Genomic DNA, 24,993 nt, shown 5'->3' with positions numbered 1-24,993 from the left:
CCGGTGCCCTGGCTGTGAAGCCACGACGATCCGCATTGCCCGTCGACGTCATGACTGCCGGCCCAAGAGAGGACATGACATCATTGAAGGCCGATCTGTGTCGGCTTCGTCGAGCCACCCAGCGAGTTGCCCCGCCGGGCGATTCCTATACGTTCAGTGGAATGGCGCGTGCGCTCAGAGGCCGAGGCTCTTCTTCACGGCATCGAGGCCAGGCTGCCCGTCGAAGGTGGTGACGCCGGCAAGCCAGGCATCCAGAACACCCGGGTTGGCCTTGAGATATTCGGTGGCGGCCGTCGGGCCATCCTTGCCGTCGCCGGTGATCGCCTGCATCACCTTGTTCTCGAGGTCCACGGTGAATTTGAGGTTGGCGATGAACTTGCCCGCATTGGGGCATTCCTCGCTCCAGCCGGCGCGCTCGTTGGTATAGACCTTGGCGGCGCCGAAATTCGGGCCGAACGTATCGTCGCCCCCCGTCAGATACTGGATCTTGAAATTGACGTTCATCGGGTGCGGCGCCCAGCCGAGGAAGACGATGTCCTCGCCGCGCGCCACGGCACCCTGGACCTGGGCGAGCATGCCCTGCTCGGATGACTCGACGAGCTGGAAGTCCTTCAGGCCGTTCTTGTTGCCGTCGATCAGGCTCTGCACCAGGCGGTTGCCGTCATTGCCGGGCTCGATGCCGTAGATCTTGCCCTGGAGCGAATCCTTGAACTTGGCGATGTCGCCGAAGTCCTTCAGGCCCTTGTCATAGGTCGCCTGCGGCACGGCCAGCGTGTATTTTGCACCTTCGGGCAGATTGGCACCCACTTCGATCACCGATTTGTCGGCGATATAGGCCTTGCGATCATTCTCCATGCTCGGCTGCCAATTGCCGAGGAAGACGTCGATATCCTTGCTCTTCATCGAGGCATAGGTGACGGGGACGGCCAGAACCGTGGTCTTGGGGGTGTAGCCGAGACCTTCGAGAACGCGGGAGGCGATCGCCGTGGTCGCGGTGATGTCGGTCCAGCCCACATCGGAGAACTTGACCGTCTTGCAGGCTTCCGCATCGCCCGCCAGCGCGGCGCCCGTGCCGAGGCCGATGGCCAGGGCGACGCCTGCAATCATTCTACCAATACCCGTCATTTCATTTCTCCCGGAAAACACCGAAGGCCGAATCTGGGATAGACCCAGTCCGTCTTGTCTTTGTTAACCCCTCTCGACCCCAGATGGGATCGAACTCTTGCCACGGAGCCCTTTCCCCTATGGCAATTCAGCACGAAAGACAGTGCTTGTCCCGCGATTTTCCGGCGCTGGATGACGCCAACGGCACAAAGCCGCCCATCCGCGCCAGAACCGGTTTGCATCGATTTCTTGGCGTTGCCGTATGGGCATTCTATTGATTGAACATATAATCAATTAAACCTGGAACCAGCCGATCTTGGATGCGTGCAGGCGACACTCTGTGTCATAGTCGCGCCACTTTCCCAATCCGGGATGCGACGAGAATTCGAGTGATTTGCCTCAAGCAGAATTTCCGGATGTTGCAAGAATGGGCAGCATCCGGAAATTCTGCAGGCATCCGAGATCCTGCAGCAACCAAGGCAGCCCATACCGGCCTTCAACTCTTCCAAAGGACCCAACATGCTCAAGACCAAGGCAGCCGTCGTCACCGGTTCGACATCGGGCATCGGCCTCGGCATCGCGCGCGCTCTGGCCCGCGAAGGCGCCAATGTCATGCTCAACGGACTGGGCGATGCCGCCGAGATCGAGAAGACCCGGGCCGGCATCGAGGCCGAATTCGGCGTCAAGGCCCTGTTCTCGCCGGCCAACCTGATGGAGCCGGCCGCGGTGAAGGGCCTGATCGGCGAGGCCGAGACCGCCTTCGGCGCGGTCGACATCCTGGTCAACAATGCCGGCATCCAGTTCGTCTCGCCGATCGACGAATTCCCCGACGACAAGTGGGAAGCGATCATCAGGCTCAACCTGCTCGCTTCCTTCTATGCCATCAAGGCGGCCCTGCCCGGCATGAAGAGGAAGGGCTGGGGACGGATCATCAACACCGCCTCGGCCCATTCCCTGGTCGCCTCGCCCTTCAAGTCCGCCTATGTCGCCGCCAAGCACGGCATTGCCGGCCTGACCAAGACGGTAGCGCTGGAGGTGGCGCAGCAGAAGATCACCTGCAACGCCATTTCCCCGGGCTATGTCTGGACACCGCTGGTCGAGGCGCAGATCCCCGACACCATGAAGGCGCGCAACATGACGGCGGAGCAGGTCAAGAATGACGTGATGCTGGGAGGTCAGCCGACCAAGGAGTTCGTCACCATCGACCAGGTCGCCTCGCTCGCGGTGTATCTGTGCTCGGATGCGGCAGCGAGCATCACCGGCGCCAATCTGTCGATGGATGGCGGCTGGACTGCCGCATGAGCACCGCCGCCAAACCCGTAAATCTGGCGTTGCAGGGCGGCGGTGCCCATGGCGCCTTCACCTGGGGCGTGCTCGATGGCCTGCTGGAGGACGGCCGCCTCGAGGTCAAGGCGATCACCGGCACCAGCGCCGGGGCCATGAATGCCGTGGTCTTCGCCGAAGGTTACCTCGAAGGCGGGGCGCCAGGCGCCCGCCGCCAGCTCGAGACATTCTGGCGTGAGATCAGCCGCAAGGGGCGGCTGTCGCCCATGCGCCGCCCGTTGCTGGAACGCTTCATGGCCGGTTGGTCGCTGGAAGATTCGCCCGGCATGGCCCTGTTCGAGAATTGGAGCCGGCTGTTCAGCCCCTATGACAGCAATCCGCTCAATCTCAACCCGCTGCGCGATCTCATCGCCGAACTGATCTGCTTCGACAAGCTCAAGGCGAGCGAGGCGATCAGGCTGTTCGTCTCCGCCACCAATGTACGCAGCGGCCATATCCGCATTTTCGAGAATGCCGAACTGAGCGCCGATGTGGTGATGGCCTCTGCCTGCCTGCCCCAGATCTTCCAGGCCGTCGAGATCGGCGGGCAGGCCTATTGGGACGGCGGCTATCTCGGCAACCCGGCCCTGTTTCCGCTGCTCGACGAGCGTACACCCGATGATACCATCCTGGTGCAGATCAACCCCGTGCTGGTGCGGGAGGTGCCGCAGACGGCCGGCGGTATCGCCAACCGCCTCAATGAGATCACCTTCAACGCCTCCCTCCTCGGCGAATTGCGCGCCCTCGCCATGATGCAGCGCCGCGCCCGGGGCGCCGACCGTTTCGGCGACATCCGCCTGCATCGCATCGCGCTGGGCCAGAAGGAGGGTCTCGACGCCACCTCCAAGCTCAATACCGAATGGGATTTCCTCACCTTCCTGCGCGACCAGGGCCGCCGGGCGGCGAAGACCTTCCTCACCCGGCATTTCGACGCGATCGGCACGACGGCAACGCTCGACATCGAAGCCATGCTGAGGTGAGCCGAACCGATTGACCGCCGCAACGGCTGCTGGAACGCAGCCCTGACATGCCGATCCGCCCCTTGATTTCGGGAAAGAGTCCGGCACAATGCCACTCGTTCGTGGCCTCCATGTCGCGATCGAGGAGGCCACGCCCTCCCCCATGATGGGTTTGATGTCCGGGACGGCCCGGGCCCTTTTTAGAGGAGGGCCTGATGGCCTGGATCTATCTCGTTATCGCCGGCATCTTCGAAGTGGTGTGGGCCTTCTACATGAAACAGTCGGAAGGCTTTTCGAAGCTGGTGCCGACCATCGTCACCTTCGTCACCATGGCCATCAGCTTCGGCCTGCTCTCGATCTCGATGCGCAGCCTGCCGCTCGGCACCGCCTATACGATCTGGACCGGCATCGGCGCCGTGGGCGCCTTCATCGTCGGCGTGCTGGTGCTCGGCGAACAGGCCAACGCCATGCGCATCATCGCCGCAGCCCTGATCGTCTCCGGCCTGACCATGATGAAACTGTCGACGCCGGCCTGAGGATCCATCCCGGGATCGCAGGCATCCAGCCTGCCCTTCCTCGTCTGCAAGCGCAGCGCTTCCAAGAGCAGGCTGGATGCCTGCGATCCAGGAAAAGCCTCAGATCAGGACCTGCGTGCCGATCTCCACCACCCGGTTGGAAGGGATGGAGAAATAGTCGCTGGCGTCGTCGGCATTGCGGGCGAGGATCATGTAGAGCCGGCGCTGCCAGCGCCACATCAGGGGCTGCGCCCCGCCGCGCAGGTGGCGGCGCGACAGGAAGAAGGAGGTGTCCATGATGTCGAAGGACCAGCCGGCCCTGCGGCTGAGCGCCAGCGCCTTCGGCACGTTCGGGCTTTCCATATAGCCGAACTGCACCCGCATCTTGGTGAAGGAGGCCGAGACCTCTTCGAGCGTGATGCGGCCTCCTCCCGGCACGATCGGATCATCGGTGGTCTCGATGGTCAGGATCGCGACCTTCTCATGCAGCGCCTTGTAGTGCTTGAGGCTATGCAGCAGCGCCGTGGGCGTATAGTCGGGATCGCTGGTCAGGAAGATTGCCGTACCCGGCACGCGGGCAACCGAGCCCTTTTCCAGGCTCTTGACGATGGTCATCAGCGGCACCTCGGTGCGTCGCGTCTTCTCCAGCACCAGCCGCGTGCCACGCCGCCAGGTGATCATCAGGATCATCAGGGCAGCCGCGATCATCAGGGGCACCCAGCCACCATCATGCACCTTGAGCAGGTTGGCGGAGAGGAAGACGAGGTCGATCAGCAGGAACGGCACGATGATCAGCGCCGCCGTCAGCGCCGACCAGCGCCAGACCTTCCAGATCACCAGGAAGGCCATCATCGCCGTCACCACCATGGTGGTGGTCACCGCGATGCCATAGGCCGAAGCCAGGCGAGAGGAACTCTCGAAGGCCAACACCAGGATCAGCACGCCGACCAGCAGGATGCCGTTGACCTGGGCAATATAGATCTGGCCCGACTGGTGCTCAGAGGTATGGGCCACCTTCATGCGCGGCAGAAGGCCGAGCTGGATGGCCTGGCGCGTCAGGGAATAGGCGCCGGTAATCACGGCCTGGCTGGCGATGATGGTGGCGACCGTCGCCAGGACCACCATCGGCACCAGGAAGATCGGATTCTGGGGCACCAGCATGTAGAAAGGATTGTCGAGGATTTGGGGTGCCGGGTTGTTCAAGACCAGCGCGCCCTGGCCGAGATAGTTCAACGCCAGCGAAGGCAGAACCAGGGTCATCCAGGCCATCTGGATCGGCTTGCGGCCGAAATGGCCGAGATCGGCATAGAGCGCCTCGGCCCCGGTGACCGCCAGGAACACTGCGCCGAGCGCCACGAAGCCGATATGACCATGGCTGAGCATGAAGGCGACGGCGTGCCAGGGATTGAAGGCTGCGAGCACCACCGGTGCATCCTTGATGTGCCACAGGCCCGCCAGACCCATCACCACGAACCACAGTGCCATGATCGGCCCGAAGAAGGCGCCGACCCGCGCCGTGCCGTGGCTCTGGACGGCGAACAGCGCCACGATGATCGCCACGGTGATCGGCACCACGAAGGGATCGAAAGCCGGCGTCACCAGCTTCATGCCTTCCACTGCCGAGAGCACCGACACGGCCGGCGTGATGATGGCGTCGCCATAGAACATGGCAGCCCCGATGGTGCCGAGCAGCAGGAGCACGGTGCCCGAGCGCCCCAGGGCCCGCTGGGCCAGCGCCATCAAGGTAAGGGTACCACCCTCGCCCTTGTTGTCGGCCCGGAGCAGCAACAGCACATATTTCAGCGTGACGATGACGATGAGCGCCCACAGGATCAGCGAGATCACGCCGAGCACCGCTTCCTGGCTCATCAGCCTGCCACCCTCGGTCGCCGCATGCAGCGCCTCGCGGAAGGCGTAGAGCGGGCTGGTACCGATATCGCCGTAGACGACGCCGATGGAGCCGAGCGTCAGCGCCCAGAAGCCACCACCATGGCCACTGGTTTCCTCGCCGGTGTCGGCGCTATGCGTAAGCCCCATACGGGCCTCCGTTGGATATGTTGAAGTCGGGCAGAATGAAGATGAAAAGCGCGGCTGCCATCGCCAGGCAAGCCCGTCCCCTGTTTGTGCAGCGCAGCAAGCCCGCTCTCTTACACCTTTCCGATTTCACGGCAAAGGGCTCCCGACGAGGCCGGGCCGGCTTGCGGATGCGCAAAAGCCGGCCGCCGGAACCGTTTCCCGGGAGCATGACTGTTTCAGATCAGCCTGGTCTCAGATCAGGACCTGCGTGCCGATCTCCACCACGCGGTTGGAGGGGATGGAGAAATAGTCGCTGGCATCGTCGGCGTTGCGGGCGAGGATCATGTAGAGCCGGCGCTGCCAGCGCCACATGGTGGGCTGCTTGCCACCCCTCAGATGGCGGCGCGACAGGAAGAAGGAGGTCGACATGATGTCGAAGGACCAGCCGGCCTTGCGGCACAGCGCCAGCGCCTTCGGCACGTTCGGGCTTTCCATATAGCCGAACTGCACCTTCATCTTGGTGAAGGACGCCGAGATCTCCTCGATCGAGACCCGTCCGCCTCCCGGCACGATCGGATCGTCGGTGGTCTCGATGGTCAGGATGGCCACCTTCTCATGCAGCGCCTTGTAGTGCTTGAGGCTGTGCAGCATGGCCGTGGGCGCGTAATCGGGATCGCTGGTCAGGAAGATCGCCGTGCCCGGCACGCGGGCGACCGAGCCCTTTTCCAGGCTCTTGACGATGGTCATCAGCGGCACCTCTGTGCGCCGGGACTTCTCCAGTACCAGGCGCGTGCCGCGCCGCCAGGTGACCATCAGCGTGATCAGGCCGAGGGCGATCAGGATCGGCAGCCAGGCGCCGTCGAACAGCTTGAGCAGGTTGGCGCCGAGGAAGATCGAATCGATGAGGAGGAAGGGCACGATGATCGCCGCGGCGGCCCAGGGCTTCCACAGCCAGACCCGCCAGATCACCACGAAGGCGAGGATGGCATCCACCACCATGGTGGTGGTCACGGCGATGCCATAGGCCGAAGCCAGGCGCGAGGAACTCTCGAACACCAAGACCAGCAGCACCACGCCGGCAAGCAGCATGCCGTTGACCTGGGCGATGAAGATCTGGCCGGACTGGTGCTCCGATGTGTGCGAGATGCGCATGCGCGGCACCAGGCCGAGTTGCACGGCCTGCCGCGTCAGCGAGAAGGTGCCTGTGATCACCGCCTGGCTGGCGATGATGGTGGCGCTGGTGGCCATGATCACCATCGGTACCAGGAACAGGGGCGAGGCCGGCACCAGGCGGTAGAACGGGTTCTCCAGGGCACTGAAATCATTGAGCACCAGGGCGCCCTGGCCGAGATAATTGAGGGTCAGGGCCGGCAGCACCAGGCCGAGCCAGGCCGTTTGAATCGGCTTGCGGCCGAAATGGCCGAGATCGGCATAGAGCGCCTCGCCGCCGGTGACGGCCAGGAACACCGCGCCCAGCGTGACGAAGCCGATATGGCCATGGGTGAGCAGGAATTCGGCGGCATACCAGGGATTGATCGCCGCGATGATGCCGGGATGCTGCAGGAAATTGACGAAGCCGATCACGCCGACAAGCGTGAACCAGATCGCCATGACCGGGCCGAAAAAGGCACCGACCCGCGCCGTGCCGTGGCTCTGCACCAGAAAGAGGGCGACGATGATCACCAGCGTCAACGGCACCACGAAGACGTCGAAGCCGGGCGCCACCAGCTTGAGGCCTTCCACAGCCGACAGCACGGAGACAGCCGGGGTGATCATGGCGTCGCCATAGAACATCGAAGCGCCGACGATGCCGAGCAGTACGATGGGTGCCCCGGTGCGCCCGAGGGCCCGCTGGGCCAGCGCCATCAGGGTCAGGGTGCCACCCTCGCCCTTGTTGTCGGCCCGAAGCAGCAGCAGCACATATTTGAGCGTGACGATGATGATCAGCGCCCACAGGATCAGGGAAATCACGCCGAGCACGGCGGTGGGCGTGACGTTCTTGCCGCCATCGGTGGCGGCATGGGCGGCCTCGCGAAAGGCATAGAGCGGGCTGGTACCGATATCGCCATAGACGACGCCGATGGAGCCAAGCGTCAACGCGGCAAACCCGCCGCTATGCTTGTGTTCGGTGGTGTCTTCGCCGTTCTCGACGGCGTTCGCGAGCCCCATGCGGGCAACTCCGTTCTGACCTGTTGGGATTGTTTCGATCGGTCGATCGCGAGATGCGATCTTCGCTCTCCAAAATGCGGCTCAAGGCGCCGCCGGTCGCATCAGGGCCGGACGGCAAGTGGCGGCACGCCGGTCGAACCCGGGGTTTCCTGCCCTCGGGGTTGGGCCTCTTACACTCTTCTGCCGGTCGGGCATAGAGGCCCGCAACCCTTTTGACCAACAACTCCCCAGCCAATCGGTCCCGAAACCATGCATAGCCCACATTCAACCCGAGCGCATCATCGCGAAGGCGACACATCCTGTGACGGTTTCGGACAAGCCGATTCGATTGCAATCGGCTACCTATCTTTCATGCGACGCCGCGTCGTATTCGGAACAGTCTTTCTCTTATTTTTTCCGTAATCGTCGCAATACAAGCCCCTACTGCCAAGAAAGATATTTTCATTTCCGTGAAAATATGTCTCAACTGCGCAGAACAACCGCCCCAGAGGGAACCAGCATGGCCCAAGACCCGAAAAAGCCACTGAGCGACATCGAAATCGCGCGTCAAGCCAAGATGCAGCGCATCGAGGCGATTGCCGAGAAAGCCGGCATTCCCGATGAGGCCTTCGAGCCCTACGGCAAACATATCGCCAAGATCGATCTCGACAAGATCCCCGGCCTGCAGGATCGCCCCGACGGCAAGCTGATCCTGGTCACCGCCATCAACCCGACTCCGGCCGGCGAAGGCAAGACCACCACCACCGTCGGCCTCGGTGACGGCCTGGCCGCGATCGGCAAGAAGACCATGATCTGCCTGCGCGAACCCTCGCTCGGCCCCTGCTTCGGCGTCAAGGGCGGCGCGGCCGGCGGCGGCTATGCCCAGATCGTGCCGATGGAGCAGATCAACCTGCACTTCACCGGCGACTTCCACGCCATCACCTCGGCGCATAACCTGTTGTCGGCGATGATCGACAACCACATCTATTGGGGCAATGCGCTCGGCATCGACACCCGCCGCGTCACCTGGCGCCGCGTCCTCGACATGAACGACCGCTCGCTGCGCGCCATCAACTCCTCGCTCGGCGGCGTCTCCAACGGCTTCCCGCGCGAAGACGGCTTCGACATCACCGTGGCTTCCGAAGTCATGGCCGTGTTCTGCCTCGCCAAGGACCTCGCCGATCTCGAGGAACGCCTCGGCAAGATGATCATCGGCTACACCCGCGACAAGAAGGCGATCACCGCCGCCGACATCAAGGCTTCCAGTGCCATGACGGTGCTGCTCAAGGACGCCCTGAAGCCCAATCTGGTGCAGACGCTGGAAGGCAACCCCGCCTTCGTGCATGGCGGCCCCTTCGCCAACATCGCCCATGGCTGCAACTCGGTGACCGCGACCCGCGCCGGCCTCAAGCTCGCCGACTACGTGGTGACGGAAGCCGGCTTCGGCGCCGACCTCGGTGCCGAGAAGTTCTTCGACATCAAGTGCCGCAAGGCGGGCCTCACCCCGGCAGCCGTGGTGATCGTCGCCACCGTGCGCGCCCTCAAGATGCATGGCGGCGTGCCGAAGGACCAGCTCGGCAAGGAGAATCTGGAAGCCTTGCGCAAGGGCCTGGCCAATCTCGGCCGCCATGTCGAGAACGTGCGCAAGTTCGGTGTCTCCGCCATCGTCGGCATCAACCACTTCATTGCCGACACGCCGGCCGAGCATGAGCTCATCGCCCAGGTCTGCAAGGAGCAGTTCGGCGTCGACGCCGTGGTCTGCAGCCATTGGGCCGAAGGTTCGAAGGGCACCGAGGAACTCGCCCGCCGCGTGGTCGCGCTGGCCGAGGCACCGCATCCGCTCGACGGCCGCGGATTCCGCACCCTCTACCCGGACGAGATGCCGCTCTGGGACAAGATGAAGCTGATCGCCAAGGAGATCTATCGCGCCGCCGATATCATCGCCGACCAGAAGGTCCGCGACCAGTTCAGGGACATCGAGGCTGCCGGCTTTGGCCATCTGCCGATCTGCGTGGCCAAGACGCAATATTCCTTCTCGACCGATCCGAACCATCGCGGCGCGCCGGTCGACCACGTCGTGCCGATCCGTGAAGTGCGCCTGTCGGCCGGCGCAGGCTTCCTGGTGGTGGTCTGCGGCGAGATCATGACCATGCCGGGCCTGCCCCGCGTGCCCTCGGCGGAGTTCATCCGTCTCGACACCAAGGGCCAGATCGAAGGTCTGTTCTGATCCTGGGTCTGCCATGCCGGTCCGGTGCGACCGGCATGGCAACACCGGCTCGAGAGCCGGGACCAACGGGTGCGTACAGCTGAACGCGCTTTACTGGGCAGGGCCGCTATGCTGCGACCCTTCCGATCGCTCGGCGACGAACACATCGCCGTAGCCGACGATTCAAGGCTGCTCCGCCTTGAGCCGGTGCCGATGGGCGGCCTGCTTGGCCCGGTTGCCGCAGAGCGCCATGCTGCACCATCGCCGCCGATGCCCGCGTGTATGATCCGCGAACACAAGCGTGCAGGACGCCCCCTCGCAAGCCTTCACGTTTGAAAAGTCCTCCGTGCAGACGAAACGCCCCATGGCTTCGGCAAGAGGCTGGAGCAGGGCCTCCGGGGAGCGCCATTTGCGCAAGGCCTGGAACTCCAGCCCGTCATGCCCCTCGCCTTGCCTGGGTGCGATCTGGTGAAAGCCTTCATTGCGCTCAAGCAGGCGATTGAGCGGCTCCAGTTCGCCCACCGCATCGGCTGCAAGCGGCCTGCCCCGATGCTTTCGCACGAAGCCCCTGAACCATTCGCGCAAGGCCCTGGCCTGGCCGGCCACCCTGTCGAGTTCCTCGGGCAGCGCTTGCGCCCGCACGGACTCGGCAATGTCCGGCGGCAGCAACCGCGCCTGCTCCAGCCAATTTAGCAGGCCGTCCCCGTTGTCGATCCAGTCGACCGGCGTGTCGACCGGCGTCGCCACGGAATTGAGGAAATCCAGCCCCTCGGCGTCAGCGACGAAAAGGGCGGGGGAACGCACATCCATCACATACTCCCATTGCGGCCGGCATCCTGCCGGCGCCAAGCATCTGTCCATCCCTCAAATAACCCGTTCAACAAGGCTTGACAAGTTACGATAAGCTGAAGTAACCATTTTATAGCCATCAAGACAGTTACTCTAAATATGCCATAGAGGAGAACGTCGATGCCCCGCAAGCCTGTCAGCGTTGTTCTCGTCCATGGCGCCTGGGCCGATGGCACGAGTTGGGCAAAAATCATCCGTCCCCTCGCCGAGGAAGGGTACGGCACGGTTGCGGCGCCGCTGCCGCTGACCTCCTTCGCCGACGACGTGGCAGCGCTCGAGCGCACGTTGGACCGCGTGCCTGGCCCGGTTGTTCTGGTCGGTCATGCCTATGCCGGCGCCGTCATCGCCGCCATGCAAAGCAGGAAGGTCGCGTCGCTGGTCTATGTGGCCGCCCTGGCACTGGACGAGGGAGAGACGGTTGCAGATGTCTTCTATCGCGGTCGGCCGCATCCCGAGGCGCCGACACTTGCCCCGGACGACCACGGCTTGATCTATCTGCCGCCGGAAGCCGTCTCCACCGCGTTTGCACCAGGAGCAACGGCCGGCGAACTGGCGCTGCTCACCGCCGTGCAACGGCCGATCTCACTGGCCTGCATTACGGCTCCGGTCGGTCGCCCGGCCTGGAAGCAGGTGCCGGCCTGGTTCCTGGTCGCCGAACAGGACCGCATGATCATCGCCGACAATCAGCACTTCATGGCGAGACGCATGCAGGCACGCATTCATGCCCGCCCGGTCGATCACACCCCCATGGTGACGGCACCGGACACGGTCCTCGCCATCATTCAAGAGGCGATCCGCGACACCGCCTCGGCGTGAAGCCAAGCCCCGAACTCCCCCGACGAACAAAGCCCTGCGCGAGCCGAAGGTGAAGGTCAAAGGGCCGCGCATTCCCAGCCACCACGACCACGGCATAACCCGAAACTATCAATCAATTAGGTTATATCAGGCAGGAGAAAACCATGACGACCATCAGCTACCGCACCGCGGACGTGAACGGGTTCAAGATCTTCTATCGAGAAGCGGGGTCGCCGCAGGCGCCCAAGCTCCTGCTGCTGCATGGCTTTCCGAGTTCGAGCCATATGTTTCGCGACCTGATGCCGCTTCTGGCCGACCGTTTTCATATCGTTGCACCGGATCTGCCAGGCTTCGGCCAGTCGTGCCTGCCCGCGAGCGGCCATAGTTTCGAAGCGATCGCCGCGGTGATCGACCGCTTCACCGAGATCGTCGGCCTCGACCGCTATGCGATCTACGTGTTCGACTATGGCGCTCCGACGGGATTTCGCCTCGCCTTGAGGCATCCCGAACGCATCACGGCGATCATCACGCAAAACGGCAACGCCTATGAAGAAGGGCTGAGCGAGGGCTGGAACCCGATCCGCGCCTATTGGGAGGATGCGTCGGAGGCCAACCGGCAGGCGTTGAAGGCTTTTCTCAGGCCGGAGGCGACGATCTGGCAATATACCCATGGCGTGCCGGATACGCACACGGTCTCGCCTGACGGCTACTCGCTGGACAGTTTCTACCTGGCCCGCCCTGAATCAGAGGCGATCCAGCTCGATCTGTTCGGCGACTACAAGAGCAATGTCGCACTCTATCCGGCCTTCCAGGCCTATTTCCGCACACACCGGCCGCCTTTGCTGGCGGTATGGGGCAAGCACGATCCCTTCTTCCTGCCGCCCGGCGCCGAAGCCTTCAAGCGCGACATCCCAGACGCCGTCATCCGTTTCTTCGACACGGGGCACTTCGCGCTGGAGACGCATGCGACGGAGATCGCAGCGGCGATCAGGGATTTCCTGCCGCGTTGAGCGCGGTGTCCGGACAGCCTGCGGATGACGCCTCGGCATCGCCATCCCCATCCGCCATGCAAAACCCCACGGTTCGGTGAACCGTGGGGTCGATGTTGCTACGCGAGCGATACCAAGCGTGTCCGGGCAACCGACTGTACCGGGATCGTTCGGCACAGCGTCATTCGCCCCTCAATATTCTTGATAGTCATAGTCGCGATAATACCGGCGGGGACGTTCCCGATAGCGCCAGCCGCCGTCATCGCGCCAACCACGCCGATAACCACGATCGGGGACACAGCCATAGGGGGAGCGGTGCATGCCATAGGGGCACAAACGGCGAATTTGCTGGACGAGCCCGTTGTCGGCCTGCGATTGCGCGGATGGTGCCATCGGCATTGCCGAGGCAATCTGCGGAGCAATCAGCATACTTCCGGCGGTCAGGCCAGCTGCAACAAACAGCTTCAGGGATAGTTTCATAGCTCCCTCCCTCAATTTCAATACTCGATGTCTAGCAGTATGATCTGAATGCAAGGTGAACAGGTCAGGCTAGATAACCAGATTGACGTAACGCAAACCAATCCCGAAGTCGTGCCAGGCCGACAAGGGATGGCCGGTCGGAAGACCGGCCCATCGGGGTAGCCTAGAGGCGGCCTTTCCTGAAGCCAAGCTCATAGATTTGCCAGACGAGCACGGCGAGCATGGCTAGGGTTACGATCCAGCGTCCATAGACCGGCAACAGCTGGTCGCTGAGGATCGGCGAGAAGATCTGGAAATAGATGGCAGCGGGCAGGATGAGCGCCAGTTGCGCTGGCCGGCCCAGATCGTTGTAGCGCTTGGCGCCGACGAAATAGATGCAGACCGAGACCAGCACCATCACCAGATAGATGACGTCGATCGCAAACAGCGACAGATAATAGGGTGCCGTCATCAGCCGGGTATGCTCGCGGGCGACTTCGTCGACCAGGGCTTCGGCCGCCGCGGGATTGCGCGGCAGGACATGATTAAGCCCGTAGGCCACTGCCACCAGCGCCCCCAGGACCACGGCCAGCACCGCCATGCCGCGCCACCAGGTCTGCCGGTCGATGCTGCCCTTGTCGTCACGAAACAGGAAACGGGCGCTGTGCGCGCCCAGGATACCAGCCATATGTCCTCCGAGGCCTGCCATGCCGCCGGCTTCTAGAGCAAAGCGCGTTTAGTCGGCAACGCTGCTTTGCGCTGCCTCTTTGGTTCGACGCATCTTTGCGATTCCTGGCGATGCCGCCAACGCAAAACGCTCCTGCCTGCACGGCAAGATCAAGGCACTTCTACTCGACCACGCCGACGAAGGGCAGCTGACGATAGGAATGGGCGACGTCCATGCCATAGCCGACCACGAAGACGTCGGGGCATTCGAAGCCGATGAAATCGGCCTTGATGTTGACGGCGCTCTTGCCCGGCTTGTCGAGGAGCACGCAGCTCAGCACCTGCTTGGCGCCGCGCGCCGCGAGCAGGTCCTTGGCGAAGGCCAGGGTGCGCCCCGATTCGAGAATGTCGTCGACCAGGAGGATGTTGCGCCCGCGAACGTCGCTCTCCACGTCATGGAGAATGTTCACCGTGCCGGTCGATACGGTCGCCTCCCGATAGCTCGACAGGTGCACGAACTCCACCTCAGGCGCCATGCCGGCATGGTGCATGGCGCGCAGGAGATCGGCCGTGAACACGAAGGATCCTTTCAGCACCGCGACCACGAGCAGATTCTCGAGATTGCGGGCCTTGATCTCCTGCACCAGGGACGCATTGCGCTTGGCAATCGTCTCGGCATCGAACAGGACTTTGATATTACGCGACGTGGCCATCGAACTCCTCATTTCTGCCGGCACCATAGCCGCAGGAGGGTATCGGCGACAATGGCGTTGCAGTGCCGCCCGCCGCCCACCCACAGCCGCCGGATCGCCGGTCGGGCAGAGCTCTTCCCTCCTGCCTGCGAAAAGGGAGATCTTCCGAAGGTTAAATTCGTTGTCATTTCGTTAACGTTAACACCTCGTTAACGCCCTCCCGGCACAGTGCAGCCGAGGCGGTCGGGGCCGTCTTGGGGAGATTCTGTCTTGGTTCGGTTCGAGAATGTGGGATTGCGCTACGGGATGGGCCCGGAAGTGCTGCGCGACGTCAGTTTCGACCTGCCCGCCAATTCCTTCCAGTTCCTCACCGGTCCTTCCGGCGCAGGCAAGACCACGCTGCTGCGTCTGCTCTTTCTCACCCTCAAGCCGACCCGTGGCCTCATCCACACCTTCGACCAGGAGGTGTCGACCCTCTCCAAGCACGCCCTCGCCGAGACGCGGCGGCGCATCGGCATCGTCTTCCAGGATTTCCGCCTGCTCGACCACCTCACCACCTATGAGAACATCGCCCTGCCCCTGCGCGTACAGGGCCAGGACGAGGCGCGCTACCGGGCCGAAGTGGTCGAATTGCTGCATTGGGTCGGGCTGGGCGAGCGCATGCATGTGCTGCCGCCCGTATTGTCCGGCGGTGAGAAGCAGCGCGCCGCCATCGCCCGCGCCCTGATCGTACGCCCCGAATTGCTGCTGGCGGACGAGCCGACCGGCAATGTCGATCCGGCCCTGGCGCGGCGCCTGCTGCGCCTGTTCATCGAACTCAATCGTTCCGGCACCTCGGTGGTGATCGCCACCCATGACGAAAGCCTGATGGAACTCTTCCCCGCCCGGCGCCTGCGCCTCGAGGATGGCCATGTCACGGTCCAGGAGCCCGCGTCATGGTCGTGAACGACAGAGGCCAGCCTGCCGGCCGGCGCGCCGAGACGCTGATCCGCCCGGCTGCCCCGATCGTGCCGTCGGGTTCGATCGCAGGGCGCTCGCTGATGGCCGTGGTGGCCATCATGACCTTCCTGGTCGCCCTTACGGCCGGCGGCGTGCTGCTGATTGCCGGCGCGGCCGCCGATTGGGGTTCGCAGATCGCGCGCGAGGTCACCATCCAGGTCCGCCCGGTGGAGGGGCGCGACGTCGAGGCCGAGATCGCCAAGGCCGTCGTCGCCGCCCGTGCCACCGAAGGGATCAGCGACGTGCAGGTCTATTCGCGCGAGGAAACCGAGCGCATGCTGGTGCCCTGGCTCGGCGAGGGCCTCGACATGGGCGACCTGCCGATCCCGCGCCTCATCGTGGTGAAGATCACGCCGGGCAGCCTGCCCGACTTCGCCACCTTGAAGAAGACGCTGGCCGAAACCGTGGCCGGCGCCAGCCTCGACGATCACCGCTTCTGGATCGCACGCCTGGCGGCCATGGCGCGTGCCATGGTGCTGGCGGGCCTGGCCATCCTCGTGCTGATGGTCGTCGCCACGGCACTGTCGGTGGTATTCGCCACCCGCGGCGCCATGGCCGGCAACAAGGACGTGGTGGAGGTGCTGCACTTCGTCGGCGCGCATGACAGCTTCATCGCCAACGAATTCCAGCGCCATTTCCTCTGGCTCGGTCTCAAGGGCGGGCTCATCGGCGGCGGCGCGGCGGCGCTGACCTTCCTCTTTGCCCATATGCTGGCCTCGCGCTTCACGGCCACGGCGGCGGGCGACCAGATGGAAGCCCTGTTCGGCTCCTTCAACATGGACTGGCGCGGCTATGCCGCCATTGCCGCGGCAGTCGTGCTCATTGCCATCATCACCGGCGTTACATCGCGCATGACGGTTCACCGTGTGCTGCGAGGCCACATATAGGGGTCATCCATGAGCGTCTGGCAGGGCTCTGCGCCCATTCCGCTACACACCCGCCCCGCCGACCCCATTTTCGCCCAAACCATCCGTAAGAATTTCGGATATGGCGGATTGGCCAGTTTTCGCAGGCTAGCCAGATTCGACCGGCTGACATGGGCGCGTCCGATGCGGCAGGCCTCGACGATCGATGGCATCGCTTCCCCCTCCCAGGCGGAGCACCCGCCGAGGCGGCCGCGCCGTTGGCTGCGCTGGGTCATGGAAATCACCGGCGCCTGCCTGCTGTTCTTCACCGCGGCCGTGGTGACGGATTTCGCCTATTTCGTCTCCAGCCTGCAGAACCAGACGCCCAGCCCGGCGGTGAGGGCCGACGGCATCATTGCCCTCACCGGCGGCGCCGACCGCATCAGCGAGGCCTTCGACCTGCTCAACCAGGGCCGTGCCAGGCGGCTTCTCATCACCGGCGTCAACAAGGCCACCAGCCAGCAGGCGCTGGCCGGACATAGCGCCGGCGGCGTCGAGGTGCTCGACTGCTGCGTGGATATCGACCGCAATGCCCTCAATACCCTCGGCAACGCCCTGGAAACGGCACGTTGGGTGCGCGACAAGCAGTTCAAGTCGATCATCGTGGTGACCTCGAACTACCATATGCCGCGTTCGCTGCTGGAATTGCGCCGGGTGCTGCCGGATACCACGCTGATCGCCTATCCCGTGATCTCGCAGAATCTCAGGCTCGATTCCTGGTGGTCCGATCCGGCCAGCATCCGCCTGCTGCTGTCGGAATATGTGAAATATGCAGGTGCCACCTTCCAGCTCCGGATGGAACGGGCCACGGCGGAGAGGGTGCAGGCGCGGGCCGAGTGAGGGATGTTGCGAGAGCAGGATAGAGCCGTCCTGTCCTCGCATCGCAAAGCTCAGAGGTAGAAGTGCATCCTTGATCGGGATTTCCGCAGCAAAACAGTCCCGTAGAAACTCACAGAAGATAGATTATGTCATTTCTTGCACGAGCCGGCTATTTACTGGCGCTGGCGGCGGCCTTGCCGACCGCTGCCGCCGCACAAGACGCCCGGACTTTCCAATCCGTCGACGGCTCCTATACCTTCAGCTATCCCTTGAATTTCGCACTGGATCGCGAGTTCGCCGACGGAACCGGCGATGTGACGGGTGTGACCGCATCTTCGCCGGCGAACGGAGACGTCATCATCACCTTTCTCGGCCCGCGTGCTTTGGGAGATTTCAAGGAAGTGAGCGAGAAGACACGTCAGGAAATTACGGATGCCTTCACGAAGGCGATCGCGAATCTGCCTTTGATCAAGCTCAAATCCTCATCCATGACCAAGATGCTCGGACAGCCCGCCATCGACATGGTCTTCCAGAACGCTCGAATGCCTTTTGGCAAGGAGCGCCCGCAAATCAAACGCTATGTGTTCACGATCGCGAACGCCAAGGCGTACAATTTCGAGTGCATCTATCGCGAGGACAAGGCCGCCGAGTTCGCTCCGGCCTGCGATCTCGCCGTTGCCACGGTCCAATTGGCAGCCGCTGCGGCGGCGAACATGTTGCCCACGGACGAGGATGATAAGGATGCTCCGGCGGCCGGTAGCTGCACCAAGCTTGAACTCAACAGGCGCGCCATGCAGGTGACGGATCTCACCTCCGACATGCTGATGAAGGATCAGTCGCCGGCGATGGTCGCCCGGGTCCGGAAGGCACACGATGCGGCGATGGCGATCGACGAGCGCGCCGGACAAAACCCATCAACGCAGGATTGCATGGACGTCGACGCGATCATAGCAACACTGAAATAGCCGGCCGTACCGCGACAACTGCCATTCCCCTGGTCGCAAAAGTCGCGCGCGAGAGTTCCGCCAAGCAAGAGACGTTTGCCTCGGGCAACAAAGTTTGCTCCCCCTCCCCCGAAGATGACAGTCCCTGGTCGACCGGCAATGAAGAGGGAGGCATCCGCCGTCAATTCTGCTATAGCCGCACCAGCATCCCTCGAATGATCCAGTTCATGCTCGTATTGCGCTCGCTCCTGTTCAACCTGGCCTTCTATGTCAACATCGTCCTGTGGATGATCCTGGCGTTGCCGACATTGCTGATGCCGCGCGCTGCACTGCTCTGGATCGTGAAGAACTGGGCGCGGGTGAATATCTTCCTGATGCGCCACATCGCCGGCATCACCTGCGAGATTCGCGGGCGGGAGAACCTGCCGCCCGGGCCGGTTCTGGTCGCCGCCAAGCACCAGTCGACCTGGGACATCTTCGCCATGTTCCTCGTCTGCGAGGATCCCTGCTACGTGCTCAAGCGCGAACTGATGTGGCTGCCCGTCTTCGGCTGGCTCGCCGCCAAGGCGCAGATGATCGCTGTCAACCGCGGCGCCCGCTCCAAGGCGATGAAGCAGATGAAGGCGGATGGTGAGCGCGAACTCGCCCGGGGCCGGCAGATCGTGATCTTCCCCGAGGGGACCCGCCGGGCGCCCGCCGCCGAGCCGGCTTACAAATATGGCGTGGTCTATCTCTACAGCGAGTTCGACGTTCCCTGCGTTCCGGTTGCCCTCAATTCGGGGCATTTCTGGCCGCGGCGCCAGTTCATCCGCCAGCCTGGCAGGCTGGTGATGGAAATCCTGCCGGCCATACCGGCCGGCCAGGACAAGACGGTCTTCTTCGAGCGCCTCGTGAACGACATCGAGACGGCGTCGGACCGGCTGCTTGCAGAGGCCCGCGGCCCCCTGGCAGCGGAACAAACCCGAATCGCTTGACGCCACGGCAAGCGATGTTCTAGATTTGTTCCATGACACAGATCGCGATTCGTTCTCGTTCATCGTCGCCCGAGCACCGCCTGTGCACGACGCTGGCCGCCTTGGGCCGCGATGCGCCGGCGGCGGCATCGCGCTTCCGTCGCTGGGTCGGCATATCAGGCCGTTCCTATCTGGTCTCGGTCTATCCGATCGCCCAATGCCCTGATTATGTCGATGCCGTCCTGATCGCGGTCGATGCAGGCGGTGCCTGTGTGTGGATCGGTGAGGCCGGCCAGGGCGGCGACGATCTCCTCGCCATGCTCGCGACAGCAGCCGGGGCCGGCGCCTGCGAAGTCCACGTGCATCTCCTGGCCGGGGATCCGTCAGCGCGGGCGGCAGCCATTCGCGATCTCGACGGCCGGCACTGAACGCCGACCTGTCGCAACACGCCCTTGCGAGACGGCTTGTCTCCGTCAGATCGCAAGGTGTTTCGGACCGCAAACTTCTTTGCCGCCCGACCGACGGATTTTCCTGGCCCCGCCGTTCAAATGGCGTCCCTCGCGCTGCTATCCGCGCGATCTGTCCCAGGAGATGCCCATGATCGGCCGTTCGATCCTTGCCTTGATGCTGGCCTTGCCGGCCGCAGCCGCTATGGCACAGACGACGCAACCGGCGCCGTCCGAGACCCCGGCCGCCCAGGCCCCCGCTCCTCAGGCCCCTTCACAATCCAACGCACCGGCCAAGGTCGGACTCAGCCTTGCCGAATTCCAGGCCCGCCGCGAGAAGGCCCTGATGAAGGCGGATACCGATGGCGACGGTAAGGTCAGCCTGGCGGAATGGAGCGCCTTCCAGACCAAACGGAACGCCAAGACCGACCCGGCCAAATCCTTCGTTCGCCTCGATACCAACAAGGACGGCTTCCTCGACAAGGCCGAACTCGACGCCTTCTTCGCCAAGCGTTTTGCCCGGCTCGATGCCAACAAGGACGGCGCGCTCGCCCGCGAGGAACTGCCGGGCCACAAATCGGCTGCCAAACCGGCGCAATGATGCTGGACCATGGCCCTCGATGAGTCCCGGGAGTGCGCCTGGCCATGGTGTCCGATCCAGACGAGGAGTTGGTGCGCCGGATCGGTTCGGGCGACGATGCCGCCATGCAGGCCCTGGTCTCACGCAAGCTGCCCCGGCTGCTCGCTTTGGCGCGCCGCATGCTGGGCGATGCCGCTGAGGCCGAGGATGTCGCGCAGGAGACCTTCCTGCGGATCTGGCGCAATGCGGCGCGCTGGCGGCCCGGCGCAGCCCGATTCGACACCTGGATCCATCGTGTCGCGCTCAATCTCTGCTATGACCGCCTGCGCCGCCGCAGGGAGTGGACAGGCCTCGATCTACCCGAATTGGCCGCCCCTGCGGACCATCCGGCGACCAGCGGGATCGAGGAGGCCAGCGACCATGTCGAGCGAGCCTTGCAGGCCATTGCTCCGCGGCAGCGGGAAGCCATCGTCCTGACCTACTATCAGGCGATGTCCAATATCGAGGCCGCCGCGGCCATGGAAATCAGCGTCGAGGCGCTGGAGAGCCTGCTTGCCCGCGGACGCCGTTCTCTGCAATCGCTCCTGATCAGGAAGGCCGACCATGACTGAAGCTCCCTTCGCGATGAGTGCAGAGCGTTTTGCGGCCCTCGCCGCCGCCTATGGCGCGGTGATGGAGACCTGGCCCGCATCCGAGCGTAGCGCCGGGCGCGCCTTCGCACTGACACCGCAGGGCCGGCATATTCTCGCACGGGCCGGCCGCCTCGACCTGGCGCTGCGCGGCATCGAGGAACATGGCTGCATCCGCCTCCAGGCTGCAGGACAGGGCAATGCAGCCGCTCCCATTCCCCAAGGCCGGACAGCCACCGGCCTCCCGCAGCGCCTCGCAGCACCCGTCCGCCGGTCCCGTTCGGACAAGCTTGAAGCCCTGCTGTCAGGGAGCGGCTCCCATGCCTGACCGACCCACACCAATGGATGCCAGGCGTTTTGCCGCCCTTGCCGACAGCCATGGCAGCCGCCTGCAGCACTGGCCGGAAGCCGAACGGGCTGCAGCCATGGCCTTTGCGTCGAGCGCCGAGGGGCAGGCCATCCTGCAGGCTGCCGCCCAACTCGACGCCATGCTGGATCGCTATACGGTCCCGTCCCCAACCGCCGATCTCCATGCCCGGGTCGTGGCGGCCGGAACCGCCAGCCTTGCTCCCCGCCGCCGGACCCGCCGCTGGTGGCTCGGCCTCGGCCTCGCAGGCGCCGGTCTTGCCGGCGCCCTGGCGGGAACCCTGGCAATCGCCCTGCTCGATGCGCCGACAAGGACAGAGCATCTCGGTCTGGGCGCGACGGTCACGGCTTTCGGAGACGCCGGGCCTGATACCGAGATCAGCGAGGAAGGATCGTGATCATGGCCGGCGCGCGCGTCCCCCTCATCGTCTCGATCGCCCTCAACATCTTCCTGGCCGGGGCGATCGCCGGCGGTATCGTCTGGTTCGAGGCGCGCAGATCCGTCCCGCGTGCCTCGCTGCAGGCCCTGGGCAACCAGCTTCCGGCGCCGGAACGCGATGCCTTCTACAAGACCCTGCGCGAGGCGCGCCATCAGGCGCGGCAGACAATCCTCGACGGACAGCAGGCTCGGCGCGATGCCGCCGCCCTATTGCGGCAACCGACACTGGATGCCCCGGCCCTGCTTGCGGCCCTGGAGCGCGCCCGCATCGCCGATTCCGCCATGCGGGCCGGACTCGAACAGCGCATCGTCGAATTCGCGGCCACGAGTTCGCCGGCCGATCGCGCCATCCTGGCCGAAGGGCTGAGTCGCTATATCCACGCGCCGCCGCCACCGCCGAAGAAATCCGCTCAATAGCGACGGATTTCCCTGCGGACTGCGTTCAAGCTCGCAGGAGGCCACGCCGGCCTTCCGCAAGCAGTATCCGGTGGAGTTCCATCATGAAGCGTATCATTCAAATCGCCGCCATCGCCACGCTCGGCTTGCCCGGCCTGGCCGCCACGACCACAGGCGCCTCGGCCATGCCGCTGGCTGCCTCCAACCCCGCCTCCACGCCCTTGGTGCAGCAGGTGGCCTGGGGCTGCGGCCCTGGCTGGCGTCCCAACATCTGGGGGCGCTGCGTGCCGCAATATCCGGTCTACAGCTATGGCTGGAGCCGCCCCGTCTACTATTACGGCTGGGGCGGCGGTTATGGCTGGCACCGCCCCTATTACAGGCACGCCTGGCATCGCTGGTAGGCCGAGCTGCGACAGGCTGATCGCCCAAAGCACCGGGTCCGGAAGCGGATCCGGTGCTGCAAATCCTGCCGTCGCATCCCATTTTCCGAAAATGGCGCTGGCTTTCCGGCGCCATACTCCCGGCCGTAGCCCGCTCGCCGCTCAGTCGTGGCCGTGCTTGCCGTGATGCCCGTGCTCATGGTCGTGCCCACAACCGCAAGCATCACCATGGTGATGGTGGTCATGGTCGTGACCATGCTCATGCCCGTGATCATGGTGATGATGATGGTCGTGCTTGTGATCATGGCCGTGATGATGGCCATGATCGTGTCCATGCGCGTCGTGGCTGTGATCCCCGCCCTCCGGCTGGAACGGCCCTTCGATCGCCACGACCTTGGCGCCGAGCCCTTTGAGGACTTCGGCGATCGCGGCATCCTGGCGGATGCGCAGCCATTTCGCCCCGATCTCGGTTTCGCGGTGGCGGTCGCCGAGATGCCAGGCCAGACGCATCAGGTGCAGGGGGTCGCGGCCCTTGATCTCGAGCAAGGGCTCGGCCTCGGCCACGATCTCGATCAGCCGGCCGTCCTCCAGCCGATAGGCATCGCCATGGGCAAGCGCCGGCGCCTCGGAGAGGTCGACCAGGATATCGAGGCCACCCACCGTCTGCACCACGCCCTGGCGCTGGCAGCGATCCTCGAAGGTCAGCACGACACTATCGGCAATGGACTTGGCTTCGACCTCGCGGGCCGGCACGAAAGAATGGGCGTGAAGCATGGATGTTTCCTGCAGGGGTCTCACTGCCTCATATAGACTGCTTCGCGCCGATGTGCAGGGGCGAAATCGTCGCCGGGCCGGCGAATGACGCCGGCGGCTCAGGCCGCATCGCGCCTGGCAAGACAGTCGCCGTCCCGCAATACGCGCTCCGTCGAAGGCGGGTATTTGGCCAGCAGGGCGGCAGGACGGACCGGCCGGCGCACGAGGTCGCCGCCGCAATTGGGGCAGGTGCCATCGAAGGCATCCGCCGCGCAATCGGCGCAGAAGGTGCACTCGAAAGTGCAGATCATCGCGTCACGCGCATCGGGAGGCAGGTCCCTGTCGCAGCATTCGCAATTGGGGCGCAGTTTCAGCATGACTCACCTGGAGAACGGCCTGGAACCAGGCCATCTTGCGCGATCGGACGCTCAAGACAAGCCCGATCAAGAATCGCCCCCCACCCCTTGAAACCGCCGAAACCCGCACCAAATCATGGTTTGTGCAGGCCCGGACGGGATGCACATGTCAGCTCCGGCCAGATGGCGGAGCATTTCAACGGCTTGTCGCTTCAAAGGAGGATAGCCATGCGTCAGTTTGATTTTTCGCCCCTTTACCGTTCCACCGTTGGTTTCGACCGCCTGTTCTCGGCGCTCGATCAGGTCGCCGGCGTCGATACTTCGGCCACCACTTACCCGCCCTATAACATCGAGCGCACCTCGGATAACACCTACCGCATCTCGGTTGCCGTCGCCGGCTTCGCCGAGAGCGACATCGCCATCGAAGTGAAGGAAAACTCCCTCACCATTCGCGGCGAGAAGTCCGAGAGCAAGGAAGCCAGCAAGGGTGAGATCCTGCATCAGGGTATCGCCGCCCGCGCTTTCGAGCGCCGCTTCCAGCTCGCCGATTACGTCCAGGTGACGGGTGCCAGCCTCGAGAACGGCCTGCTCCATGTCGATCTTGTCCGCGAGATCCCGGAGGCCAAGAAGCCCCGGCTGATCCCGATCAATGGATCGGCTCCCCGGCAGGTTGAAGCCAAGGCTGCCTAAGCCAACAGGATAGAATGGAAAGTCAGGGCGCTCCGGGAAACCGGGGCGCCCTTTGCGTTGGGTGCTTCCTCAGCACCCCGGCGCGATCTGGCGGTAGCGGCACCAACCCGGCGTCAGCTGCCCCCTCGAATTGAGCGGGTAGGCGTAGCTTCCGGGCGTTCGCAGCGCCGGGGGCGGCACGGTAAGCGGGACGATGCGGGGCACCGGCTTGATTTGCGTCTGCTGCAGCGGAGGCATCGGCCTCAGGGCCTGTCGTGCCGGCAATGCCGCACCACTGCCCCGCAGCGGCACCACGGCGACGATCTTGCCGCTCTGGTCGTCGACGGTCACGCGTACGCGCCGATGCTTGGCGTCGACGGCAGCTGCGTAATAGAAATTGAGGTCATGGGTCACGCCGCCGATGCCGGAATAGCCGGCCTGCGTCATCACCCGGATCGCAGCCTTCGGCGTTAGCGTATCGGCAAGCGCGGGCATGGCCACGACCAGGGCCGCAAGCGCCAGGAAGGCTCCGGCCAACAGGCGCGACAGCACTGTCGTCTTGCTCAAGGCCATTGCTTCAACTCCTGCCCCCATCCGACAACTCAACACCGATCAGAACCGAAAAGTTCACAGCAATC

General features: G+C 64.0%; 29 protein-coding genes. 19 read left to right on the top strand and 10 right to left on the bottom strand.

Annotated features, from left to right (window positions below; genetic code table 11):
- Window positions 1-174: 174 nt before the first annotated feature.
- Window positions 175-1,125, bottom strand: coding sequence for a choline ABC transporter substrate-binding protein (locus ACTJKX_RS11225; protein ID WP_311934654.1), 951 nt, complete (start codon window positions 1,123-1,125; stop codon window positions 175-177).
- 498 nt (window positions 1,126-1,623) lie between these two features.
- Here ACTJKX_RS11225 and ACTJKX_RS11220 point away from each other — a divergent pair, with 498 nt between their 5' ends.
- From ACTJKX_RS11220 to sugE, 3 genes are all read left to right on the top strand, one after another.
- On the top strand, window positions 1,624-2,406 hold the full coding sequence (locus ACTJKX_RS11220) for a 3-hydroxybutyrate dehydrogenase (RefSeq protein ID WP_311934653.1): 783 nt from the start codon (window positions 1,624-1,626) through the stop codon (window positions 2,404-2,406).
- Window positions 2,403-3,407, top strand: a complete 1,005-nt coding sequence (locus tag ACTJKX_RS11215; protein WP_440725304.1) for a patatin-like phospholipase family protein — start codon at window positions 2,403-2,405, stop codon at window positions 3,405-3,407. Before ACTJKX_RS11220 ends, ACTJKX_RS11215 begins: the two co-directional genes overlap by 4 nt.
- A 194-nt stretch (window positions 3,408-3,601) precedes the next feature.
- A complete protein-coding gene (sugE, locus tag ACTJKX_RS11210) occupies window positions 3,602-3,922 on the top strand; it encodes a quaternary ammonium compound efflux SMR transporter SugE (protein ID WP_311934651.1) in 321 nt (106 codons plus the stop codon).
- Window positions 3,923-4,021: 99 nt separating this feature from the next.
- Here the strand turns inward: sugE and ACTJKX_RS11205 are convergent, their stop codons facing one another.
- Together ACTJKX_RS11205 and ACTJKX_RS11200 are read right to left on the bottom strand one after the other, a co-directional pair.
- A complete protein-coding gene (locus ACTJKX_RS11205; RefSeq protein ID WP_440725303.1) occupies window positions 4,022-5,938 on the bottom strand; it encodes a potassium transporter Kup in 1,917 nt (638 codons plus the stop codon).
- Between the two features lie 231 nt (window positions 5,939-6,169).
- A complete protein-coding gene (locus ACTJKX_RS11200; RefSeq protein ID WP_367626639.1) occupies window positions 6,170-8,086 on the bottom strand; it encodes a potassium transporter Kup in 1,917 nt (638 codons plus the stop codon).
- Window positions 8,087-8,585: 499 nt separating this feature from the next.
- Between ACTJKX_RS11200 and ACTJKX_RS11195 the strand changes: the two genes are divergently transcribed.
- Complete coding sequence (locus tag ACTJKX_RS11195) at window positions 8,586-10,292, top strand: formate--tetrahydrofolate ligase (RefSeq protein ID WP_149252641.1); 1,707 nt, start codon at window positions 8,586-8,588, stop codon at window positions 10,290-10,292.
- A 162-nt stretch (window positions 10,293-10,454) separates the two neighbouring features.
- Here ACTJKX_RS11195 and ACTJKX_RS11190 read toward each other — a convergent pair whose 3' ends face one another.
- On the bottom strand, window positions 10,455-11,081 hold the full coding sequence (locus ACTJKX_RS11190; RefSeq protein ID WP_440725302.1) for a CGNR zinc finger domain-containing protein: 627 nt from the start codon (window positions 11,079-11,081) through the stop codon (window positions 10,455-10,457).
- A gap of 159 nt (window positions 11,082-11,240) precedes the next feature.
- Here ACTJKX_RS11190 and ACTJKX_RS11185 point away from each other — a divergent pair, with 159 nt between their 5' ends.
- Together ACTJKX_RS11185 and ACTJKX_RS11180 are read left to right on the top strand one after the other, a co-directional pair.
- Window positions 11,241-11,936 carry an alpha/beta fold hydrolase gene (locus tag ACTJKX_RS11185; RefSeq protein ID WP_440725301.1) on the top strand — a complete coding sequence of 232 codons (696 nt, stop codon included), beginning with the start codon at window positions 11,241-11,243 and terminating at the stop codon, window positions 11,934-11,936.
- A gap of 143 nt (window positions 11,937-12,079) precedes the next feature.
- Window positions 12,080-12,925, top strand: coding sequence for an alpha/beta fold hydrolase (locus ACTJKX_RS11180; RefSeq protein ID WP_440725300.1), 846 nt, complete (start codon window positions 12,080-12,082; stop codon window positions 12,923-12,925).
- Window positions 12,926-13,096: 171 nt separating this feature from the next.
- On the opposite strand, the gene ACTJKX_RS11175 is transcribed toward ACTJKX_RS11180, so the two are convergent.
- The 3 genes from ACTJKX_RS11175 to hpt all read right to left on the bottom strand — a co-directional run bounded on the left by ACTJKX_RS11175 (window position 13,097) and on the right by hpt (window position 14,742).
- Complete coding sequence (locus ACTJKX_RS11175; RefSeq protein WP_440725299.1) at window positions 13,097-13,384, bottom strand: hypothetical protein; 288 nt, start codon at window positions 13,382-13,384, stop codon at window positions 13,097-13,099.
- A gap of 163 nt (window positions 13,385-13,547) precedes the next feature.
- A complete protein-coding gene (locus ACTJKX_RS11170) occupies window positions 13,548-14,051 on the bottom strand; it encodes a hypothetical protein (protein WP_440725298.1) in 504 nt (167 codons plus the stop codon).
- 160 nt (window positions 14,052-14,211) lie between these two features.
- The gene (hpt, locus tag ACTJKX_RS11165) at window positions 14,212-14,742 is read right to left on the bottom strand and encodes a hypoxanthine phosphoribosyltransferase (RefSeq protein ID WP_068299041.1); all 531 of its coding nucleotides are present in this window, start codon (window positions 14,740-14,742) and stop codon (window positions 14,212-14,214) included.
- 249 nt (window positions 14,743-14,991) lie between these two features.
- On the opposite strand from hpt, the gene ftsE reads away from it, so the two are divergent.
- The 12 genes from ftsE (at window position 14,992) to ACTJKX_RS11105 (ending at window position 22,598) form a co-directional block, all read left to right on the top strand.
- Window positions 14,992-15,666 carry a cell division ATP-binding protein FtsE gene (gene ftsE, locus ACTJKX_RS11160; protein WP_068299045.1) on the top strand — a complete coding sequence of 225 codons (675 nt, stop codon included), beginning with the start codon at window positions 14,992-14,994 and terminating at the stop codon, window positions 15,664-15,666.
- Window positions 15,657-16,607 (top strand): cell division protein FtsX, encoded by a 951-nt coding sequence (locus ACTJKX_RS11155; RefSeq protein ID WP_367626645.1) that lies wholly within the window; start codon window positions 15,657-15,659, stop codon window positions 16,605-16,607. The genes ftsE and ACTJKX_RS11155 overlap by 10 nt, the downstream gene beginning before the upstream one ends.
- A 9-nt stretch (window positions 16,608-16,616) precedes the next feature.
- A complete protein-coding gene (locus tag ACTJKX_RS11150; RefSeq protein ID WP_394311081.1) occupies window positions 16,617-17,465 on the top strand; it encodes a YdcF family protein in 849 nt (282 codons plus the stop codon).
- A gap of 125 nt (window positions 17,466-17,590) precedes the next feature.
- A complete protein-coding gene (locus ACTJKX_RS11145) occupies window positions 17,591-18,409 on the top strand; it encodes a hypothetical protein (protein ID WP_440725297.1) in 819 nt (272 codons plus the stop codon).
- A gap of 206 nt (window positions 18,410-18,615) precedes the next feature.
- Window positions 18,616-19,362, top strand: a complete 747-nt coding sequence (locus ACTJKX_RS11140) for a lysophospholipid acyltransferase family protein (protein WP_311934641.1) — start codon at window positions 18,616-18,618, stop codon at window positions 19,360-19,362.
- Window positions 19,363-19,394: 32 nt separating this feature from the next.
- The gene (locus ACTJKX_RS11135) at window positions 19,395-19,769 is read left to right on the top strand and encodes a hypothetical protein (protein WP_440725296.1); all 375 of its coding nucleotides are present in this window, start codon (window positions 19,395-19,397) and stop codon (window positions 19,767-19,769) included.
- 169 nt (window positions 19,770-19,938) lie between these two features.
- Window positions 19,939-20,388, top strand: coding sequence for an EF-hand domain-containing protein (locus ACTJKX_RS11130; RefSeq protein WP_440725295.1), 450 nt, complete (start codon window positions 19,939-19,941; stop codon window positions 20,386-20,388).
- A 44-nt stretch (window positions 20,389-20,432) separates the two neighbouring features.
- On the top strand, window positions 20,433-20,978 hold the full coding sequence (locus tag ACTJKX_RS11125) for an RNA polymerase sigma factor (protein ID WP_440725294.1): 546 nt from the start codon (window positions 20,433-20,435) through the stop codon (window positions 20,976-20,978).
- A complete protein-coding gene (locus ACTJKX_RS11120; protein WP_394311076.1) occupies window positions 20,971-21,324 on the top strand; it encodes a hypothetical protein in 354 nt (117 codons plus the stop codon). Before ACTJKX_RS11125 ends, ACTJKX_RS11120 begins: the two co-directional genes overlap by 8 nt.
- A complete protein-coding gene (locus ACTJKX_RS11115) occupies window positions 21,317-21,760 on the top strand; it encodes a hypothetical protein (RefSeq protein WP_394311074.1) in 444 nt (147 codons plus the stop codon). Before ACTJKX_RS11120 ends, ACTJKX_RS11115 begins: the two co-directional genes overlap by 8 nt.
- Before the next feature lie 2 nt (window positions 21,761-21,762).
- On the top strand, window positions 21,763-22,218 hold the full coding sequence (locus ACTJKX_RS11110) for a periplasmic heavy metal sensor (RefSeq protein WP_311934635.1): 456 nt from the start codon (window positions 21,763-21,765) through the stop codon (window positions 22,216-22,218).
- Window positions 22,219-22,301: 83 nt separating this feature from the next.
- Window positions 22,302-22,598, top strand: coding sequence for a GCG_CRPN prefix-to-repeats domain-containing protein (locus tag ACTJKX_RS11105; protein ID WP_440725293.1), 297 nt, complete (start codon window positions 22,302-22,304; stop codon window positions 22,596-22,598).
- 141 nt (window positions 22,599-22,739) lie between these two features.
- Here ACTJKX_RS11105 and ACTJKX_RS11100 read toward each other — a convergent pair whose 3' ends face one another.
- Both ACTJKX_RS11100 and ACTJKX_RS11095 read right to left on the bottom strand, forming a co-directional pair.
- Window positions 22,740-23,351: an urease accessory protein UreE gene (locus ACTJKX_RS11100; protein WP_440725292.1), complete on the bottom strand. Its 612-nt coding sequence runs from the start codon at window positions 23,349-23,351 to the stop codon at window positions 22,740-22,742.
- Between the two features lie 98 nt (window positions 23,352-23,449).
- Window positions 23,450-23,707 (bottom strand): DUF1272 domain-containing protein, encoded by a 258-nt coding sequence (locus tag ACTJKX_RS11095; protein ID WP_394311071.1) that lies wholly within the window; start codon window positions 23,705-23,707, stop codon window positions 23,450-23,452.
- A 207-nt stretch (window positions 23,708-23,914) separates the two neighbouring features.
- Between ACTJKX_RS11095 and ACTJKX_RS11090 the strand changes: the two genes are divergently transcribed.
- Window positions 23,915-24,376, top strand: a complete 462-nt coding sequence (locus ACTJKX_RS11090) for an Hsp20 family protein (protein ID WP_440725291.1) — start codon at window positions 23,915-23,917, stop codon at window positions 24,374-24,376.
- Between the two features lie 69 nt (window positions 24,377-24,445).
- On the opposite strand, the gene ACTJKX_RS11085 is transcribed toward ACTJKX_RS11090, so the two are convergent.
- The gene (locus ACTJKX_RS11085) at window positions 24,446-24,928 is read right to left on the bottom strand and encodes a hypothetical protein (protein WP_311934630.1); all 483 of its coding nucleotides are present in this window, start codon (window positions 24,926-24,928) and stop codon (window positions 24,446-24,448) included.
- Between the last annotated feature and the right edge of the window lie 65 nt (window positions 24,929-24,993).

The sequence above is a fragment of the Labrys sp. 22185 genome (assembly GCF_052045555.1).
GTDB classification, from domain to species: domain Bacteria; phylum Pseudomonadota; class Alphaproteobacteria; order Rhizobiales; family Labraceae; genus Labrys; species Labrys neptuniae.
This window is presented reverse-complemented; position numbering and strand designations above follow the sequence as displayed.

Excerpts from the sequence above, each read along its gene's own strand:
- ACTJKX_RS11225 (WP_311934654.1), bottom strand. The coding sequence starts at position 1,125 with ATGACGGGTATTGGTAGAATGATTGCAGGCGTCGCCCTGGCCATCGGC.
- ACTJKX_RS11220 (WP_311934653.1), top strand. The coding sequence starts at position 1,624 with ATGCTCAAGACCAAGGCAGCCGTCGTCACCGGTTCGACATCGGGCATC.
- ACTJKX_RS11215 (WP_440725304.1), top strand. The coding sequence starts at position 2,403 with ATGAGCACCGCCGCCAAACCCGTAAATCTGGCGTTGCAGGGCGGCGGT.
- sugE (WP_311934651.1), top strand. The coding sequence starts at position 3,602 with ATGGCCTGGATCTATCTCGTTATCGCCGGCATCTTCGAAGTGGTGTGG.
- ACTJKX_RS11205 (WP_440725303.1), bottom strand. The coding sequence starts at position 5,938 with ATGGGGCTTACGCATAGCGCCGACACCGGCGAGGAAACCAGTGGCCAT.
- ACTJKX_RS11200 (WP_367626639.1), bottom strand. The coding sequence starts at position 8,086 with ATGGGGCTCGCGAACGCCGTCGAGAACGGCGAAGACACCACCGAACAC.
- ACTJKX_RS11195 (WP_149252641.1), top strand. The coding sequence starts at position 8,586 with ATGGCCCAAGACCCGAAAAAGCCACTGAGCGACATCGAAATCGCGCGT.
- ACTJKX_RS11190 (WP_440725302.1), bottom strand. The coding sequence starts at position 11,081 with ATGGATGTGCGTTCCCCCGCCCTTTTCGTCGCTGACGCCGAGGGGCTG.
- ACTJKX_RS11185 (WP_440725301.1), top strand. The coding sequence starts at position 11,241 with ATGCCCCGCAAGCCTGTCAGCGTTGTTCTCGTCCATGGCGCCTGGGCC.
- ACTJKX_RS11180 (WP_440725300.1), top strand. The coding sequence starts at position 12,080 with ATGACGACCATCAGCTACCGCACCGCGGACGTGAACGGGTTCAAGATC.
- ACTJKX_RS11175 (WP_440725299.1), bottom strand. The coding sequence starts at position 13,384 with ATGAAACTATCCCTGAAGCTGTTTGTTGCAGCTGGCCTGACCGCCGGA.
- ACTJKX_RS11170 (WP_440725298.1), bottom strand. The coding sequence starts at position 14,051 with ATGGCTGGTATCCTGGGCGCGCACAGCGCCCGTTTCCTGTTTCGTGAC.
- hpt (WP_068299041.1), bottom strand. The coding sequence starts at position 14,742 with ATGGCCACGTCGCGTAATATCAAAGTCCTGTTCGATGCCGAGACGATT.
- ACTJKX_RS11155 (WP_367626645.1), top strand. The coding sequence starts at position 15,657 with ATGGTCGTGAACGACAGAGGCCAGCCTGCCGGCCGGCGCGCCGAGACG.
- ACTJKX_RS11150 (WP_394311081.1), top strand. The coding sequence starts at position 16,617 with ATGAGCGTCTGGCAGGGCTCTGCGCCCATTCCGCTACACACCCGCCCC.
- ACTJKX_RS11145 (WP_440725297.1), top strand. The coding sequence starts at position 17,591 with ATGTCATTTCTTGCACGAGCCGGCTATTTACTGGCGCTGGCGGCGGCC.
- ACTJKX_RS11140 (WP_311934641.1), top strand. The coding sequence starts at position 18,616 with ATGCTCGTATTGCGCTCGCTCCTGTTCAACCTGGCCTTCTATGTCAAC.
- ACTJKX_RS11135 (WP_440725296.1), top strand. The coding sequence starts at position 19,395 with ATGACACAGATCGCGATTCGTTCTCGTTCATCGTCGCCCGAGCACCGC.
- ACTJKX_RS11130 (WP_440725295.1), top strand. The coding sequence starts at position 19,939 with ATGATCGGCCGTTCGATCCTTGCCTTGATGCTGGCCTTGCCGGCCGCA.
- ACTJKX_RS11125 (WP_440725294.1), top strand. The coding sequence starts at position 20,433 with ATGGTGTCCGATCCAGACGAGGAGTTGGTGCGCCGGATCGGTTCGGGC.
- ACTJKX_RS11120 (WP_394311076.1), top strand. The coding sequence starts at position 20,971 with ATGACTGAAGCTCCCTTCGCGATGAGTGCAGAGCGTTTTGCGGCCCTC.
- ACTJKX_RS11115 (WP_394311074.1), top strand. The coding sequence starts at position 21,317 with ATGCCTGACCGACCCACACCAATGGATGCCAGGCGTTTTGCCGCCCTT.
- ACTJKX_RS11110 (WP_311934635.1), top strand. The coding sequence starts at position 21,763 with ATGGCCGGCGCGCGCGTCCCCCTCATCGTCTCGATCGCCCTCAACATC.
- ACTJKX_RS11105 (WP_440725293.1), top strand. The coding sequence starts at position 22,302 with ATGAAGCGTATCATTCAAATCGCCGCCATCGCCACGCTCGGCTTGCCC.
- ACTJKX_RS11100 (WP_440725292.1), bottom strand. The coding sequence starts at position 23,351 with ATGCTTCACGCCCATTCTTTCGTGCCGGCCCGCGAGGTCGAAGCCAAG.
- ACTJKX_RS11095 (WP_394311071.1), bottom strand. The coding sequence starts at position 23,707 with ATGCTGAAACTGCGCCCCAATTGCGAATGCTGCGACAGGGACCTGCCT.
- ACTJKX_RS11090 (WP_440725291.1), top strand. The coding sequence starts at position 23,915 with ATGCGTCAGTTTGATTTTTCGCCCCTTTACCGTTCCACCGTTGGTTTC.
- ACTJKX_RS11085 (WP_311934630.1), bottom strand. The coding sequence starts at position 24,928 with ATGGCCTTGAGCAAGACGACAGTGCTGTCGCGCCTGTTGGCCGGAGCC.